This window comes from Micromonospora sp. NPDC047521 (genome assembly GCF_055587305.1).
The window spans coordinates 92,239-109,015 of the sequence record NZ_JBVJGN010000009.1; the positions used below are offsets into that span (position 1 = coordinate 92,239).

General features: G+C 71.5%; 15 protein-coding genes. 8 read left to right on the forward strand and 7 right to left on the reverse strand.

Annotated elements, in window-relative coordinates; genetic code table 11:
• Nucleotides 1-9: 9 nt before the first annotated feature.
• Nucleotides 10-249 (reverse strand): DUF397 domain-containing protein, encoded by a 240-nt coding sequence (locus tag ACZ6N8_RS20325; RefSeq protein WP_377597583.1) that lies wholly within the window; start codon nt 247-249, stop codon nt 10-12.
• 73 nt (nt 250-322) lie between these two features.
• Complete coding sequence (locus ACZ6N8_RS20330; protein WP_466011905.1) at nt 323-1,303, reverse strand: helix-turn-helix domain-containing protein; 981 nt, start codon at nt 1,301-1,303, stop codon at nt 323-325.
• Nucleotides 1,304-1,426: 123 nt separating this feature from the next.
• On the opposite strand from ACZ6N8_RS20330, the gene ACZ6N8_RS20335 reads away from it, so the two are divergent.
• On the forward strand, nt 1,427-2,806 hold the full coding sequence (locus ACZ6N8_RS20335; RefSeq protein ID WP_466011906.1) for an MFS transporter: 1,380 nt from the start codon (nt 1,427-1,429) through the stop codon (nt 2,804-2,806).
• Between the two features lie 68 nt (nt 2,807-2,874).
• On the opposite strand, the gene ACZ6N8_RS20340 is transcribed toward ACZ6N8_RS20335, so the two are convergent.
• Entirely contained in the window at nt 2,875-3,117 is a 243-nt protein-coding gene (locus ACZ6N8_RS20340; RefSeq protein WP_466011908.1) for a mycoredoxin, read from the reverse strand.
• A 93-nt stretch (nt 3,118-3,210) separates the two neighbouring features.
• Between ACZ6N8_RS20340 and ACZ6N8_RS20345 the strand changes: the two genes are divergently transcribed.
• The 3 genes from ACZ6N8_RS20345 to ACZ6N8_RS20355 all read left to right on the forward strand — a co-directional run bounded on the left by ACZ6N8_RS20345 (nt 3,211) and on the right by ACZ6N8_RS20355 (nt 6,243).
• Complete coding sequence (locus tag ACZ6N8_RS20345) at nt 3,211-5,376, forward strand: ATP-dependent DNA helicase UvrD2 (RefSeq protein WP_466011909.1); 2,166 nt, start codon at nt 3,211-3,213, stop codon at nt 5,374-5,376.
• 122 nt (nt 5,377-5,498) lie between these two features.
• Complete coding sequence (locus ACZ6N8_RS20350; protein WP_466011910.1) at nt 5,499-5,747, forward strand: hypothetical protein; 249 nt, start codon at nt 5,499-5,501, stop codon at nt 5,745-5,747.
• Nucleotides 5,748-5,877: 130 nt separating this feature from the next.
• The gene (locus tag ACZ6N8_RS20355; RefSeq protein ID WP_139582271.1) at nt 5,878-6,243 is read left to right on the forward strand and encodes a WhiB family transcriptional regulator; all 366 of its coding nucleotides are present in this window, start codon (nt 5,878-5,880) and stop codon (nt 6,241-6,243) included.
• A 291-nt stretch (nt 6,244-6,534) separates the two neighbouring features.
• Here the strand turns inward: ACZ6N8_RS20355 and ACZ6N8_RS20360 are convergent, their stop codons facing one another.
• The 3 genes from ACZ6N8_RS20360 to ACZ6N8_RS20370 form a co-directional block, all read right to left on the reverse strand.
• Nucleotides 6,535-7,881 carry an ABC1 kinase family protein gene (locus ACZ6N8_RS20360; protein WP_387115944.1) on the reverse strand — a complete coding sequence of 449 codons (1,347 nt, stop codon included), beginning with the start codon at nt 7,879-7,881 and terminating at the stop codon, nt 6,535-6,537.
• A complete protein-coding gene (locus ACZ6N8_RS20365) occupies nt 7,878-8,990 on the reverse strand; it encodes a TOMM precursor leader peptide-binding protein (protein ID WP_466011913.1) in 1,113 nt (370 codons plus the stop codon). Before ACZ6N8_RS20365 ends, ACZ6N8_RS20360 begins: the two co-directional genes overlap by 4 nt.
• A 205-nt stretch (nt 8,991-9,195) precedes the next feature.
• Complete coding sequence (locus tag ACZ6N8_RS20370; RefSeq protein WP_167517324.1) at nt 9,196-9,363, reverse strand: DUF5679 domain-containing protein; 168 nt, start codon at nt 9,361-9,363, stop codon at nt 9,196-9,198.
• Between the two features lie 506 nt (nt 9,364-9,869).
• On the opposite strand from ACZ6N8_RS20370, the gene ACZ6N8_RS20375 reads away from it, so the two are divergent.
• A complete protein-coding gene (locus ACZ6N8_RS20375; protein WP_139582267.1) occupies nt 9,870-10,400 on the forward strand; it encodes a M48 metallopeptidase family protein in 531 nt (176 codons plus the stop codon).
• A 64-nt stretch (nt 10,401-10,464) separates the two neighbouring features.
• Nucleotides 10,465-11,073 carry a hypothetical protein gene (locus ACZ6N8_RS20380; protein WP_466011915.1) on the forward strand — a complete coding sequence of 203 codons (609 nt, stop codon included), beginning with the start codon at nt 10,465-10,467 and terminating at the stop codon, nt 11,071-11,073.
• A 47-nt stretch (nt 11,074-11,120) separates the two neighbouring features.
• Here the strand turns inward: ACZ6N8_RS20380 and ACZ6N8_RS20385 are convergent, their stop codons facing one another.
• On the reverse strand, nt 11,121-12,410 hold the full coding sequence (locus tag ACZ6N8_RS20385; protein ID WP_364376941.1) for a zinc-dependent metalloprotease: 1,290 nt from the start codon (nt 12,408-12,410) through the stop codon (nt 11,121-11,123).
• Between the two features lie 115 nt (nt 12,411-12,525).
• Here ACZ6N8_RS20385 and ACZ6N8_RS20390 point away from each other — a divergent pair, with 115 nt between their 5' ends.
• Both ACZ6N8_RS20390 and ACZ6N8_RS20395 read left to right on the forward strand, forming a co-directional pair.
• A complete protein-coding gene (locus ACZ6N8_RS20390; RefSeq protein ID WP_364376938.1) occupies nt 12,526-13,539 on the forward strand; it encodes a YlbL family protein in 1,014 nt (337 codons plus the stop codon).
• Between the two features lie 96 nt (nt 13,540-13,635).
• Nucleotides 13,636-16,623 (forward strand): UPF0182 family membrane protein, encoded by a 2,988-nt coding sequence (locus ACZ6N8_RS20395; RefSeq protein ID WP_466011917.1) that lies wholly within the window; start codon nt 13,636-13,638, stop codon nt 16,621-16,623.
• The last annotated feature ends 154 nt before the right edge of the window (nt 16,624-16,777 follow it).

A 16,777-nucleotide genomic window follows, 5' to 3' on the forward strand; every position in this document is an offset into this window, starting at 1 on the left:
GTCACCGGATCAGCTCAAATCGAACTGGCCCTTCTTGGCTCCGGTGATGAAGCCGAGCCAGCCTGCCCGGTTGAACAGCAGCACCGGACCACCCCGGTCCTTGCTGTCGCGCAGCGCGACCGCCGACGGGCCGGTGCCCAGCGGGGCGACCTCGACGCAGTTGGAGGTCTGGCTACGTGTGCTGGTACGCCACGGGGCGTCCGCCAACGAGTGCGCGGAGACGGACGGCGTGTTGCGGATGTCGTTCATGGTTCTGCTCCTGGTGTGAACCGATCCGATGGGACGAGTGGTGCCGCACGCCCCGACGGAGGTCCCCCGTGGATCACCGATCCGTCAGCCGCCCCGCAGCCCGGCGGCGTTGGGCCGGCGCCGTTGCCGGGCCGAACGCCACTGTGGATGGGGGCGCCGCCTCGGTCAGCCGTCCCGTCGCCTCGATCAGCCAGGAGAGGGTGTCCGATTCGTTAAGTGCCGCCGTGCATAACCACTCGAACACCACTTTATAGCGATTTAGAGCGATTGCGTCGGACGACATGACGTCGGTGAAGCCCCCTTCGATGGCCAGCGTCTCCGGATCGAGCGGATCGGCGAACCGATAGAGGGAGAACGCGGTCGGCGGAAGGTACCAATCGCCGATCTGGGTGTCCCGCAGCAGCACGTGCAGCGTCACGTTGGGCAGGAGGGCCAGATCGCAGAGCTGGAGCAGCTGCTCGTGCAGCACCTCGGGCGGCCCCGCGCGGCGACCGAGGGCCGCCTCCTCCAGCACCGCGGTGTAGCGCGGAGCGTCGGGCTCCCGGGTCAGCAGCGACTGGCGGGCCAACCTCGCCTGCACCTCGGTCTCGGGCTCGTCGCCGGGCTCCGGTTCGCCCGCCCCGGCGCCGACCCGGCGGGCCGAGACGATCCGCACCTGGGCGTACCCCGGCGTCTGCAACAGCCCGGGCACCAGCACGGGGTTGTACTCGGAGATCTCCGCGCAGCCCGCCTCCAGCTCCGCCCAGCTGCGCTGTTGCAGGGTCATCACCGGGAAGTTCTTCAACCAGCCCCGCATGTCGCCGGCCTCGCCGGTGATCCCGAGCAGCTCCTCGCGCAGCGCCGCGTCGGCACCGTAGAGGTCGAGAAGGACGCCCACATCCTGCGGGTCCGGACGACTGCGACCGTTCTCCAGTCGGGACAGTTTGGACGCGGAGGCCCAACCGATCCGCTCGATGACCTGGTCACCGGTGAGGCCCGCGGTCTCGCGCAGGCGGCGTAACTCGACGCCCAACCGGCGACGACGCAGGATCGGGCTGGGTGCGGCAGGAGGCACGGTGTCCTCTTTCCCGTCGACCGACGCAGACGCGACGGTAACTGTATGAAATTCGCCCCCCACGGTCAGTATGGACGGCGCGACCGGCGTCGGAGGTTCCGGCGGGGGCGTGTCTCGCGAAAAATGGACCACGGGTACGCCGGAGCACGACGGACCCCCGGTCGCAGTCCGTCGACCCCGCCCACCCCGGGCGCGCCATCCCGCCGGAGGGACTCCATGCGCACCGTCCTGCGCCGACCCGACTTCCGCCTGCTCTTCGTCGGCCTGCTGGCCAGCATGACCGCCGAGTCGATCCTGCTGCTCGCGCTCGCCATCTGGGTCAAGGACCTCACCGGCTCCGACGGGCTCGCCGGCGCCACGATCTTCGCCGTCATCGCGCCCATGACGCTGGCGCCCCTGGTCGGCTGGTTCGTCGACCGCTACCCGCGCCGACAGTTCTTCGTGGCCGCGAACCTGGTCACCGCGGTGCTGCTCACCCCGCTGTTCACCGTCCGGGACGCCGGTGACGTCTGGGTCGTCTACCTGGTGGCCGCGCTGTACGGCCTGTCGTACATCACGCTCAGCGCGGCGCTCAGCGGGCTGATCCGGCAACTGGTCCCGGTGGAACTGCTGGCCGAGGCGAACGGGGTGCTCCAGACCGTACGCCAGGGTCTGCGGCTGATCGGTCCGCTGGCCGGGGCGGCGCTCTACGCGGCGATCGGCGGCTGGGCGCTGGCCGCGATCGGCATGGTCGGCTTCCTGACCGCTGCCGCGGTGGTGAGCGCGCTGCCCACCCCGCAGCCCCCGCCGCCGACGGTGCGCCTGCGCTGGCCGGCCGAGCTGGGCGCCGGGCTGCGGCACCTGGCCGGTGAGCCGGCCCTGCGCCGGGCCCTGTTCGGGTACGGGCTGGGATCGCTGGCGATGGGTTTCAGCGAGTCGCTCATCTTCGCCTACGTCGACCAGGGGCTGGGCCGTGACGCCGCGTTCGTAGGCGTGCTGGTCACCGTGCAGGGAGTGGGTGGCCTGCTGGGCGGGCTCTGCTCACCGGCGGTGGTCCGTCGACTCGGTGAGGTCGGCACGCTCGCCACAGGGGTCGCGATCTTCGGGCCGGCCGCGCTCGCGCTCGCGTACCCCGACCTCCGCCTCGGGTTCGTGGCGGTGCTGCTGGCAGGCGTGTCGCTACCGCTGACCATGGTGGGTCTGCACACGCTGATCCAGCGGCGTACCCCACCCGGGCTGGTCGGTCGGGTCGCCGCCGCCACCGAGGCGGTGATCAGCGGGCCGCAGGCGTTCTCCATCGGAGCGGGCGCCCTGCTCGTCGGCCTCCTGGACTACCGGATGCTGTTCGCGCTGATCGGGGTGGCCACCCTCGCCGCAGGCGGCTACCTGTGGCGGGGCCGGCACCTGAGCACCCCGACGGGTGCCCGCCCGCCCACACCGCCGACCCTGCCCGCGCCCCGACGCCCCGCCGAGGACGCCGACACGCCGGTGGCCACCGGCCTTCGCCGGACGCCCCCGCCCTGACCGGCGCCGGACACGACGAGCGGCCGCCCCGGGTGGGGGCGGCCGCTCGTCGAGGATTAACCGGCCGGTCAGGCGGTGAGGGTCTCCAGGTGCTGCTTGACCTGGATGATCGAGGGGTTGGTCAGGGCGCTGCCGTCGGCGAAGCGCAGCGTCGGCACCGTCTGGTTGCCCCCGTTGACGCTCATCACGAACTCCGCGGCCTTCGGGTCCTGCTCGATGTCGACCACCTCGTACCCGATGCCCTCCCGGTCGAGCTGCGACTTCAACCGGTGGCAGTAGCCGCACCAGGGGGTGGAATACATCGTCAGCATGGTCGGATCCTCCAACTCCTCTGACCGCCGGCTTGCGGATCAAGCCGAGGCTGTTCGCTGCAACGTCCGGAGGAGCTGAGATGATTCCTGGTTGTGGTGGTTCACTCAGCGTCGGAACAGGTGCTCGCCGGGCTGGACCCGGAGCAGCGCGCCGCGGTGACCGCACCCGCCGGCCCGGTCTGCATCCTTGCCGGCGCCGGCACCGGCAAGACCCGCGCGATCACCTCCCGGATCGCCCACCGGGCGCTCTCCGGCGAGATCTCCCCCCGGCACGTGCTCGCGGTCACCTTCACCGCCCGGGCCGCCGCCGAGATGCGACACCGGATCTCGCTGCTCGGGGTCCGGGGCGTGCAGGCGCGCACGTTCCACGCCGCCGCGCTGCGCCAGGTGCGGTACTTCGCCCCCCGGCTGCTGGCCGGCCGCGCCATGCCCGAGCTGCTGGACAGCAAGGTGCGGCTGGTCACCCTCGCCGCCGCCCGGGTCGGTCTGCGTACCGACCGGGCCGCCGCCCGGGACCTCGCCGGTGAGATCGAGTGGGCCAAGTCGTCGCTCGTCGAACCGGGGGAGTACGTCGTGGCGGCGGCCCGGGCACTGCGCGACACGCCGCACGAGCCGGCCAAGGTGGCCGACGTCTTCACCGCGTACGAGCAGCTCAAACGCTCCAACGGCGTGATCGACTTCGAGGACATGCTGCGCGCCGCCGTGTGGGGCGTCGAGGAGCACCCGGACGTCGCCGAGCAGGTCCGGGGCCAGTACCGGCACTTCGTGGTCGACGAGTACCAGGACGTCAACCCGCTCCAGCAGCGGTTGCTCGACGCCTGGCTGGGCGGCCGCAACGACCTCACAGTGGTCGGCGACGCCAGCCAGACCATCTACTCGTTCACCGGGGCGACCTCGTCGTACCTGGTCGACTTCCCGCGCCGGCACCGCAACGCCACAGTGGTCCGGCTGGTCCGCGACTACCGCTCCACGCCCCAGGTGGTGGGGCTGGCCAACGCGGTGATCTCCCAGGCCCGGGGCACCGAGGCGCGGCTGCGCCTGGAGTTGAGCGGCCAGCGCCCGCCGGGACCGGAACCGGACCTGCGGATCTTCACCGACGAGCCGGCCGAGGCGAACGCCGTGGCCGCGCGCTGCCGGTCCCTGATCGACGCGGGCACGCCGGCGAAGGAGATCGCCGTGCTGTTCCGGGTCAACGCGCAGTCCGAGGCGTACGAGAAGGCGCTCACCGAGGCCGAGGTGCCGTACGTGGTGCAGGGCGCGGAGCGCTTCTTCGAGCGGGCCGAGGTGCGCCAGGCGATGGTCGCGCTGCGCTCCGCCACCCGCTCGATCCCTGGGGAGACGCCGCTGACGACCGCCGTCGTCGAGGCGCTCACCGCAGTCGGATGGTCCCCGGACGCACCCCCGGCCGGCGGTGCGGCCCGCGAACGCTGGGAGGCGCTGGCCGCGCTGGTCCAGCTCGCCGAGGAGTACGCGGCCACCCCCGAGGTGGTGCCGATCGGCGAGGCCGCCTCCGTGGAGCGCCAGGTCACCCTCACCGACTTCACCGAGGAACTGGCCAACCGCGCCGCCCAGCAACACGTGCCGACCCTGGACGGGGTGACGCTTGCGTCGCTGCACTCGGCCAAGGGGCTGGAGTGGGACGCGGTCTTCCTGGTCGGTCTCGCCGAGGGCACCCTCCCCACCACGTACGCCAAGACCGTCGAGCAGGTCGAGGAGGAACGCCGGCTGCTCTACGTGGGGATCACCCGGGCCCGGCAGTGGCTGTGGCTGTCGTACGCCGCCGCGCGCACGCCGGGTGGGCGGGCCCGGCGGCCGTCGCGGTTCCTGCCCCAGTTGGACCGCTCCGGCGGCACCGAGCGGGCGGCCGCCGGCACCGGTCCGGCCCGCCGCCCCGAACGGCGCCGGACGCAGATCGTGTCCTGCCGGATCTGCGGCGCCACCCTGCTCGCCGGCCCCGACCGCAAACTGGGCCGATGCCCCACCTGTCCCTCCGACATCGACGATGAGCTGCACGAACGGCTTCGCGAGTGGCGGCAGCGGGTGGCCGGGGCGCAGAAGGTCCCGGCGTACGTGGTCTTCACCGACGCCACGCTCACCGCGCTGGCCGAGCGGCGTCCCGGCCGGCCGGAGGAGTTGATCGCCATCGCTGGTATCGGCCCACGCAAGTTGGGGCTGTACGGGGAGTCGGTGCTGGCGCTCGTGGGAGGCGCCGGGGTGGACGACGTCTGCCCGGAGAAAACTTTCGAAATCCAGTCGTAAATTCGTTTGCCCTCGCCCCCAGGCGAGGAATAGCCTCAGAACACACCACGCGAGCGGCGCCATTCCGGCTGCTCACGGGGGTCGGTCCAGTCGATTCGAGGAACGTGAGGGAGGTGGCCACCGTGGAGATCTTCACCTATGAGCGTCTGACGGCGATGCCGTCTGTCCACGCTCCGCTGTCGGCTGTCCGGGTGGCCCTCGCGGCCGCACGACCGTCGGTTCCGCAGGCGCACCAGGTTCAGGCCGAGCTGACCCTGGCCGTCGCGCCCACCGGAGTCAACGGGACCAGTGGCATCACGGGCATGGACATCAATGGCGTCAAGAAGCGCACGGATGTCCGCGGCGTTCCACCTCGAGGTAAACCGGTCTGATCATCAGACACCGGCTCACCTCGAGGCCGCGGAACCCGCTTACCGGGATCCGCGGCCTCAGTTTTTTGCCCCGCCGAAGTACGTCGGAATGCGATCCACGAGATCGAAGTGAGAGAGAGGTGACCGGGAGATGAGTCTGGCGTTGGCCCCCCTCGATGTGAGCGTCGAGCTGGAGGCGAACCTGCCCTGCCGGAAGTTCGACCCCGACCTGTGGTTCTCCGACTCGCCTGCCGAGCTCGAGCTGGCCAAGTCGCTCTGCGGGGACTGCCCGCTGCGCGTCGAGTGCCTGGCCGGGGCGGTGGAGCGAGCGGAGCCGTGGGGCGTCTGGGGCGGCGAGATCTTCGAGCGTGGCGCGGTCGTCCCGCGCAAGCGGCCCCGTGGCCGCCCGCGCAAGGAGGACGTCGCCCGTGACGCCGCGCTCCGGGTCGAGGCCGAGGCGCGCCTGGCAGCCAGTGGGCTGTCCGAGGTGCGTGGCGCGGTCCGGCTGGCAGCCTGACATGTTCCCGTTCCGTACCAACGACGCCGGTGGCACACCGGCAGTTAGTGAGAAGACGATGTTGAACGTCCCGACTGGAGCCTTCGAGATGCAACTACTCCACGAAGCGTTGTCCCGGGCTCGAATGCGCCGGCCTCAGGCCGGTCGTACCACCACGAGCACTGAGGCAACCCGATCCGCCCGTACCGTCGCCATGAACAGCCGTAACCAGTCGGCGCGCGACCTGGGCGTTCTCTAGTACCACTCCACGAGGAAGGGCGGGTGCCGACCGGCACCCGCCCTTCGTGACGTTCAGGCCACCGGGGCGAAGCCGGGCAGCCAGCGTTCCAGGATGCCCCGGTACGGGGCCTTCGCCTCCAACTGGCAGAGCACCCCGATGGACCCGAGGGTCACCCGGTGGATGAGCAGGTACGACGGAGGCAGGTTGAGCTGCCGGCTCAGCTGGTACGTGGGGGAGCGGGGGCTGGCCAGACGGGCAGCCTCGCCGCGCAGCCACGCCCGGGTGAAGCGGAACCCGTCGGTGGCGATGGGCTCCAGCATCGGCCGGATGAACTCGAGAACCCCCTCGGCGTCGATGTCGTCGGTGGCGCCGATGAAGCCCTCGGACCGCAGCCCCTGCACCACCCCTGCGGCGTCGTTGCGCAGGGCCAGCGCTGCGATGCGGCCGATCGGCTCCGGCGTGCCCTCCGGCATCCGGGCCACCGCGCCGAAGTCGATCACCCCGAGCCGGCCGTCGGGCAGCAGCCGGAAGTTGCCCGGGTGCGGGTCGGCGTGCAGGAGCCCGGCCCGCTGCGGCGCGGAGAGGTGCAGGGTGGCCATCAGCCGGCCCGCCTCGTCCCGCTGCTCCTCGGTGCCCTCCCGGATGATGTCGGCAAGCGGGGTGCCCGTCACCCATTCGGTGACCAGCACCCGGGGCGCCGCGTGGACCACTGCCGGGATGTAGATCTCCGGGTCGTCGGCGTACGCGGCGGCGAAGGCGCGCTGCGACTCGGCCTCCAGCTCGTAGTCCAACTCCTCGGTGATCCGTTCGCGGAGCTCGACCAGGAGCGGCTTCACGTCCAGGCCGGGCTGGATGGCCCGGAACATCCCGCCCAGCCGGGAGAGCTGCTTGAGGTCGGCGAGGAGCGCGTCGCCGGCACCCGGATACTGGATCTTGACGGCCACGTCGCGGCCGTGCGGCGCACCCGATGCGTCGTAGCCCGGTTCCCGCCACCGCGCCCGGTGCACCTGGCCGATGCTGGCTGCGGCGGCCGGGGTGTCGTCGAACTCGACGAACCGGTCCCGCCAGTCGGGGCCGAGCTGCTCGGCCAGCACCTTGTGCACGCTGGCCGCCGGAAGCGGCGGCGCCGCCTCCTGGAGTTTGGTCAACGCCTGGCGGTACGGTGCCGCGATCTCCTCGGGAAGGGCAGCCTCGAACACCGACAGCGCCTGGCCGAACTTCATCGCACCGCCCTTGAGCTGGCCCAGGACGCTGAACAACTGCTCGGCGGTGCGTTGCTGGATCTCCGCGGAGATCACGTCGGAGGCGAGCCCGGTGACACGCTTTCCCATGCCGAGGACGGTCCGGCCGGCGAAGCCGAGCGGCAGAGCGGCGAGCTTGGCGGTCCGGGACACGGCCCGGCGCGGGATGTCGGTCACCCGGTCATTGTTACCGACCGGAGGGCTCCGCTGCTGCCGTGCGGCCGGGCTGGTGCACTCACCCGGCGTTCCGAGCACCCGCACGCCGGATGTGGTGGCCACCCCCGACGGCGGAACCTGCCGGCACCGACGATCTCCATCGCGCCGCCGAGGGTCTCCGGACTGCCGCCGTCGAGCTGCGTGAGCGCCTCGGCGAGCGCGTACCCGGTCGCCGCGAGCAGCGTGCCTGTCGCACCGGCGGGGGCCGGCGCGGCGGCGGCGAGCTGGGCGGCGAGCCTGGGCCACGCCGGGTCGCGGTCGGCCCTGTGCAACTCGACGCAGTGCAGGCAGGGACCAGCGGGTGGGCGGACGAGTGGCCCGACGACCGGTACGCCCTCGCGCAGGGTGACCAGCAGGTGCGGCTGGCGACGCTGGGCGAGACCGGCGGCGAGCAGGGCCGGAGGACGGTCGGTGCCGAGCTGGATCACCAGGTCGACGCGGGCAGCCCGGCCCGGGTGGGTGCCGGTGCCCGGTGCCGCCCTGCCGATCGCGGCCCGTACCGCCGGGGCCAGCGGGTCGCCCAGTTCGTCGGCCGTGATGCCCGTGCCGACCAGGTCGACGGGGCGTACCGGGCCGCTGAGGTGCGGGATCACCTGCCCGACACCGGACTGGGCAAGCGCCACGGCCAGTGCCGCGCCGAACGCACCGGGGCCGGTGAGCAGCACCCGGGCGGTTCGTCGGCGTCGCAGCACCTGGGCGGGCGTGCCGGGCAGTCGGGCCGCGGCCAGGGCCAGCGCTCCCGCCTCGGCGGCGAGCCGCGCTCTGAGCGGGCCGGCCAGGTCGCGGGGGAGCAGGCTGTGCGCGGGCACCAGCAGGCCCGCGGCGCGCAGGGTGGCCAGCAGGGTACGGGCATCGTCGGCGGTGACCCGGGCGCTGGCCGCGTGGGCAAGCACCTGCCGCTCGCTACGGCTGCCGTCGAGCAGGTCGAGCAGACCTGCGGCCCGGGGATTGGCCAGCTCCAGCAGCACGGCGGGCCCGGGACCGACGCCGAGTTGCAGGGTGTGCCTGTCACGCCAGAGGCGGTGCAGGCCGGGCAGCAGGGTGGGCCGGGGCAACGCGGTACGACTCATGTTGACGAATCGTGACCGCTTCCCTGCTCTCGGTGGATCGTTGTCCACAGGTGGCCAGGCTGCTATCCAGCGTTGTCCACAGGATTTCGCGGGTTATCCACAACCCGCCGGTAGTGATGTCCGGGAGCTGACAGTTGGTCCGGGCCCGAACGGCGACGGGGGCGGGGTGGCCGCCGGCCACCCCGCCCCCGTGCACCCGAACGGGTCAGACCTTGGCCTTGCCCAGGATGCGGTTCACTGTTGTCCCGCACACCGGACACTTGCCCTTGGCCATGTTCATTCCGGTCTTCGAGACCTCGACGTGCCCCTCGAAGTCCCGCTTCTCCTTGCACTTCACGCAGTAACCGTTGTAGCTCTGGGCCTGGTCGGCCACGGTGCCCCTCCTCGTCTCGTCCGCCGGTCAATACGGTCCCGGCGGGTTGCCCGGCGGCGGGCCACACGGGGCGCCGGCGCTGGGTTTCACTCCGCGGCCACCTTCGTGACCGCTGGTCCGCGGACCCTACCCAGGTCTGGGCAGTTCCATGTCAGCTGTGCATCGACACTGTGAGCAAGTCGACGTCGAGAGTGTGCATGGCGAAATAGGTCGGATAAGTCAGTTTGGCGGGGACACGCCGACCAAACCCTCTCAGCCACCCCTGCGGGTGCCCCCACGCGCGTCCGCAGCGGTGATCACCTAAGTTGGAGACGAAGCGCTCCGGCCCCGGTGTTCACGAAGGGTGACGAGAGCGCGTGGCGATGCCTGGTCAAGAAATTTTCAGGACGCTGGGCGACCAATCACCATTTTCTGGGCGCGTGTCGTGCGGTTGACTCTTGCGGACCCCTGGTCAGTACGCATTAGCTTTCTGTCGTGACACGTAGCCGAGGCTGCGCGGGCCAGTGATGGCGGGGACGCGCAAGCCGGTCGTCGAGGTACGGCGCAGTCAGCGCCGACGACGCACGGTGTCCGCGTACCGCGACGGTGAGCGGGTCGTCGTCCTCATTCCGGACCAGTTCTCCCGGGCCGAGGAGAGCGAGTGGGTCGACCGGATGCTCGCCCGGCTCGCCGCCCGGGAGGGCCGGCTGGCCCGCTCCGACGACGAGTTGCTGGCCCGGGCAACCCGGCTCATCGACCTCTACCTCGGCGGGTACGGCGCGCGTGCGGTGCCCGCAAGCGTGCGGTGGGTCACCAACCAGAACGGCAGGTGGGGCTCCTGTACACCCGCCGACCGCAGCATCCGGATCTCCCACCGGGTCCAGGACATGCCCGAGTGGGTGATCGACTACGTGCTGCTGCACGAGCTGGCGCACCTCATCGTGCCGAGCCACAACGCACGGTTCTGGGCGTTGGTGGGTCGCTACCCCAAGGCGGAACGCGCCCGCGGCTACCTCGAAGGCGTCGCCGCCGCCTCCTGCGCCCCCGTACCCACCTGACCCCCGCGCCACGAGGCCGGATGGGCGCGGTGCCTCGCGTCCGGTGGGGCGCTAGGGTCGGGGCATGGCACGGCGAGTGGTGGTGGCGTTGCTCGGGCCGGTCCAGTGGTCGCCGCCCGGCGTCGACCGGGCGAACTGGCGGGCCGCGCTCGCCGAGGACGTCGTCGACCTGATCGCCACCCTCAACGAGGTGGACGTCGCGGTCGCCGTGACCCCGGCCGACCGCGCACTCGCGGACGCGCTGGTCTGGCCGGGAACCGCCGTCTACGAGGTGGCCGAGCCGACGCCGAACGCGGTGTTCGCCGCGTTGGACGGCTACGACCAGGCGGCCGTGCTCGCCGCCGACGTGCCGGACCTGCCCGCGCTGACCATCGGCAAGCTGCTGCGCCCGCTCACCACCAGGCCGGTGGCGGTGGCGCCGGTCGAGGGCGGCGGCCCGGGTCTGCTCGGGGTGGCCGTACGGCTGCCCGTGCCGGAGTGGCTGCCCCCGCTGGACCTGGACACGGCGACGCCCGCCGACGCGCGCTCGGGTGCGCCCCGACCGGGGGACGTCGCCGTCACGGCCGGCTGGCGACGGATGCGCGGCCCCGCCGACCTCACGACCCTCGACCCGGCCTTCGAGGGCTGGGAGGCCACCCGCGCCCTGCTCTCCGGCTCGGGCCGTCCCGCCTGACCGGTCCGGGTGCCCGGCGCCGGACGGCGCGGGCACCCGGAGAGGCGTCAGGACTTGGCGTCGCCCTCGTCGTCGGTCTCGTCGGGCTGGCCGGGAGCCTTCTCCTCGACCCCGCCGGGGGCGGTGAAGTCGAAGTTGTCCAGCTCGCTCAGGTCCATGTCGTTCATCGCGAAGGCGACCGGGTCGGCGAAGTCGTCGTCCGACGGGAGCAGGTCGGGGTGACCCCAGACCGCGTCGCGGCCCTCGATGCCCCGGTGCGTGGTGAGCGCGGCCCAGAGCGCCGCGGCCTCGCGCAGCCGGCGTGGGCGCAGTTCGAGGCCGACAAGCGCGGCGAAGGTCTGCTCGGCGGGACCGCCGGCGGCCCGGCGGCGGCGGAACGCCTCACCCAGCCGCACCACGTTCGGCAACCGGTCGCTGGCGGCGCTGTCCACCACGTGGCACACCCAGCCCTCGACCAGGGCCAACGCGGTCTCCAGACGGGCCAGGGAGGCCTTCTGCGCCGGGGTGTCCTCCGGGGTGAAGATGCCCTCCAGGGCGATGGCCTGCATCGACTCCGGGTCGGTCGGGTCGACCCGGCCCATGGCCTCCTCGATCGCCTCCCGGTTGACCCGGATGCCCGAGGCGTACGTCTCCACCGCGTTGAGCACGTGCCCACGCAGCCACGGGACGTGCTGGAACAGCCGCTGGTGGGCGGCCTCACGCAGGGCGACGTAGAGGCGTACCTCGTCCTCGGGCAGCTCCAGGCCCTCGCCGTACGCCCGGATGTTGGCAGGGATCAGCGCGGCCGTGCCGGCCGGGCCGAGCGGCAGGCCGATGTCGCCGGCGGAGAGCACCTCCGCGGCGAGCGAGCCGAGGGCCTGACCGAGCTGGCCGCCGAAGAGAGCCCCGCCGAGGGTGGCGACCATCGACTGCATCGGGCCGAGCTGGGCGCGCGCCTCCGGTGGCACCAGGTCACCCATCGCGCCGACCATCCGGCTGGCCACCGGGTCGCAGAGCTTGCGCCACACGTCGAGCGTCTTGTAGATCCACTCGTTGCGGTTCCAGGCGACAGGGGTCTGGATGCCCGACGGCCACGCGGAGGCCGGCTCCAGCCACAGGTCGGCCAGGCGCAGCGCCTCCTCGACCGCGTGGCGCTCGTACGGTGACACCGCCGGGTCGCCGGCGGCCGCGAGCTGGCTGGCCGCCACCTGACGGGCCAGGTCCCAGTTCACCGGCCCGCTGCCCGGTGCGGACAGCAGGTGCTGCAGCTGCGACATGAACTGCTGCATCTGCGCGGGATCGTTGGGGTCTGGTGGTTGCCCACCCGGGAGCGCGAAACCGAACGGAATATCAGGCACGACGTCTACGGTACGCGCGCCACGCCCCAGGTCGTCGCCGCTGGCGTTGCGCTGAGGGCGAAGTCGCGTGGCGCATCCGACAGTGGGGCGTCGACCGGTCGGTACGCTCTGGCGCATGAGACGTCGTGGCCTGACGGTCCTGCTCGGTGCCCTGTTCACCGCCCTGCTGAGCATCGGGGTGCTCCGGGTGCCGATCCCGTACGTGGTGCTCGGGCCGGGCCCGACGGTGAACACGCTCGGCACGGCCGACGGCAAGGAGGTCATCAAGGTCTCCGGACGGGACACGTCCACGTCGGCGGGGCAGCTCCGGTTGACCACGGTGGGCGTGCAGCCCACGGTGCGACTGCGGTCGGCGATCGCCGGGTGGTTCTCCGACGACGAGGCGGTGGTGCCGCGCGAGCTGGTCTACCCGCCCGGTGAGTCGACGGAGCAGGTCGAGCAGCGCAACGCCGAGGACTTCAAGGTGTCCCAGACCAGCGCCGAGACCGCCGCGCTCCGCGAGCTCGGTTTTCCGGTGCAGGTGGTGGTCAAGACCGTCGCCGCGGACGGGCCCTCGGCAGGTGCGCTCAAGGCCGGCGACGTGGTCACCTCGGTCGACGGTCAACCGGTGCCGGTGGCCGCGAAGGTCACCGAGCTGATCCGGGCCAAGCCGGCCGGTACGGCGTTGACCATCGGCTACACCCGTGACGGCGTGCCGGCCACCGCGACGGTGACCAGCCGCGAGCAGGACGGCCGGCCGCGGATCGGCGTCGAGATCGACCAGCAGCAGCCGCACCCGTTCACGCTCGACATCGAGTTGGAGGACATCGGCGGTCCGAGCGCCGGCCTGATGTTCGCCCTGGGCATCGTGGACAAGCTGACCCCTGCCGACCTCACCGGCGGCAAGGTCATCGCGGGCACCGGCACGATCGACGACGAGGGCTCGGTCGGCCCGATCGGCGGGATCGCCCAGAAGCTCGTCGGCGCGAAGCGCGCCGGGGCGAAGGTCTTCCTCGTGCCGGCGGACAACTGCGCCGAGGCGGTCCGCAATCCGCAGCCCGATCTGCCGCTGCTGCGGGTGGGCTCGTTGGACGAGGCATTGACGGCTCTTGACACCCTCCGTTCGGGGGGTCAGCCGACCCGCTGCTGACCGGTGTGACCGTGCCCCGACACGTTCAGGAAGACCCCGTACTCTGGGTGCCTGGTCGGAGCCGATCACATCGAGCGTGCGGAGCCAACAGTGGTCATGCGTAGCAGCAGCCCCCTACCGAGGATGAGTCGGCGCGGCCGCGTCACCATCGCTGTCCTGGTCGGGGTGTTCGTGCTCTTCACCCTGCTGGGCTGGGGTGTTCAGGCCTGGACCGACTGGCTCTGGTTCGAGGAGGTCCGCTACACCGAGGTCTTCACAGGTGTGCTGCTCACCCGGCTGCTGCTCTTCCTGGTCATCGGCCTCGGCATGGCGGTGGTCGTCGGCGGCAACCTGTGGCTGGCGTACCGGCTGCGTCCGCGGTTGCGGCCGCACTCGGTCGAGCAGGCGACCCTGGAGCGCTACCGGATGGCGCTCACCCCGCGCCTGGGCACCTGGATCTCGCTGGCCGCCGCCGTGATCGGGCTGTTCGCCGGCCTCTCCGCGCAGAACCGGTGGAACCAGTGGCTGCTCTTCCGTAACGGCGGCGACTTCGGGATCAAGGACCCGGAGTTCGGTGTCGACCTCGGCTTCTACGTCTTCCAGCTGCCGTTCTGGCGCTACCTGCTCGGGGTCGCCTTCACCGCCGTGGTGCTGGCCGTGATCGGCGCGCTGGCGGTGCACTACCTGTACGGCGGGGTCCGCCTGCAGGGTGTCGGGGACCGGATGAGCAACGCGGCCCGCGCCCACCTGAGCAGCCTGGTCGCGGTCTTCGTGCTGCTCAAGGCCATCGCGTACGTGCTGGACCGGCGGGCGATGCTGCTGGAGTACAACGAGGGCGCCAAGCTGTACGGCGCGGGCTACGCAGACGTCAACGCGCTGCTGCCGGCGAAGGAGATCCTGGCGTACATCTCGATCGTGGTGGCCATCGCGATCATCGTGTTCTCCAACGCCTGGATGCGGAACCTCGTCTGGCCGGGCATCTCGCTGGCCCTGCTCGGTGTCTCGGCGGTGGCGATCGGCGGCATCTACCCGTGGGCGGTGCAGACCTTCGAGGTCAAGCCGAGCGCCAAGGACAAGGAGGCGCCGTACATCCAGCGCAGCATCGACGCGACGCGGGCGGCGTTCGGGTTGGCGGTCACCGAGACCACGCCGTACGCGGCGAACAACCTCACCCCACCGGCGAACCTGGCCACCGACACGTCGGTGGTGTCGAACGTGCGGCTGCTCGACCCGCAGTTGGTGAGCGAGACGTACACCCAGCTCCAGCAGGTGCGGGGCTTCTACGACTTCGGCCCCAAGCTGGACATCGACAGGTACGGGGTGAACGGCAAGACCTCCGACTACGTGGTCGGCGTCCGGGAGATCAACTACGGCGAGCTGACCGACCAGCAGAACACCTGGATCAACAGGCACACCGTCTACACCCACGGGTACGGGCTGGTGGCCGCCCCCGCCAACCAGGTGGTCTGCGGCGGGCAGCCGTTCTTCGTCTCCGGCTTCCTCGGCGAGAAGACCCAGGAGGCGTGCTCCTCGCAGACCGAGCAGATCCCGGCCAAGCAGCCGCGCATCTACTACGGCGAGCGGATGGCTGCCGACGACTACGCGATCGTCGGGCAGTCCGACCCGAACAAGAAGGCCGAGTTCGACAGGCCGGTCGGTGAGGGTGGCGGCGAGTCCTACACCTACACCGGTGAGGGCGGCGTGGAGATCGGCTCGTTCCCCCGGCGGCTGCTGTACGCCATCAAGGAGCAGGAGTCGAACTTCCTGCTCTCCGAGGCGGTCAACAAGGACTCCAAGCTGCTGTACGTGCGTAACCCGCGGGACCGGGTGGAGAAGGTCGCGCCGTTCCTCACCCTGGACGGCGACCCGTACCCGGCGGTGGTCGACGGCCGCGTGCAGTGGATCGTCGACGGCTACACCACGGCGGCCACCTACCCGTACGCCGAGCGGGTCAACCTGCAGACCGAGACCACCGACGAGCTGACCAACCGGGGCACCTTCCAGCTGGCCCGGGAGAACGTCAACTACATGCGCAACTCGGTGAAGGCCACCGTCGACGCGTACGACGGCACGGTGAAGCTCTACGAGTACGACGACACCGACCCGGTGCTCAAGGCGTGGAACAAGGCGTTCGGTGGTGACCTGGTGCTGCCGAAGGCGGAGATCCCGGTCGAGTTGAACGAGCACTTCCGCTACCCGGCGGACATGTTCAAGGTGCAGCGCAACCTGCTCACCAAGTTCCACGTGACCAACCCGGGCGACTTCTACTCCGCGCAGGACTTCTGGCAGGTGCCGAACGTGCCGGACGCTCCGGACAGCGGCCAGAAGCAGCCTCCGTACTACCTGTTCACCCAGTTCCCTGGGCAGGAGAGCCCGCGCTTCCAGCTCACCTCCGCGGTCACCCCGAACGGCAGGCAGAACCTCGCCGCGCTGATCTCCGGGTCGTACGTCGACGGAAAGCCCCGGTTGGAGGTACTGGAGCTGCCGGATCAGACCCGGATCTCCGGGCCGGTGCAGGTGCACCAGCAGATGACGAACAACGCGAACATCCGCCAGCAGCTCAACCTGCTCTCCAGCAACCAGGCGCAGGTGCAGTACGGCAACCTGCTCTCGCTGCCCTTCGCCGACGGCATGCTCTACGTCGAGCCGGTCTACGTGAAGAGCAACCAGCAGGACGCGTACCCGCTGTTGCAGAAGGTGCTGCTCTCGTACGGCGACGGCGGTTCGTTCGTGGCGCTCGCCGACAACATCAACGACGGCATCAAGCAACTTGTCGAGCAGGGTAAGCGGGCCGGACAGGGCACGTCGCCGCCCCCGACTACCGGGGGTAACCCGACCACCCCGACGCCTACGGCCACGCCGACGCCCACGCCGACGCCGAGTGGCACCGCCACCCCGGCGCCGACCGGCGAGCTGGCCGCCGCCGCGGACCGGGTGCAGGCCGCCATCACCGAGGTCCGCGCCGCGCAGGCCTCCGGCGACTTCGAGCGGTACGGTCGCGCGCTCAAGGCGCTCGACGAGGCGCTCACCGCGTTCCAGCAGGCGCAGACCGCCAACCCGGCGGGCGCGCCGAGCGGCGGGCCGACGCCGAGCGCCGGCGGCTGACCCGCAACGCCGAGCATCCCTCGGAGCCCCCGTCGTCCGACCACACAGGTCCGGACGGCGGGGGCTCCGCCGTGTGTGGACGCCACGCAGGCCTGTCGCCTGTCCGACACCGTCTGTCCCGCTGACCCGCAACCCACGGTGGCGGCCCGCCGTC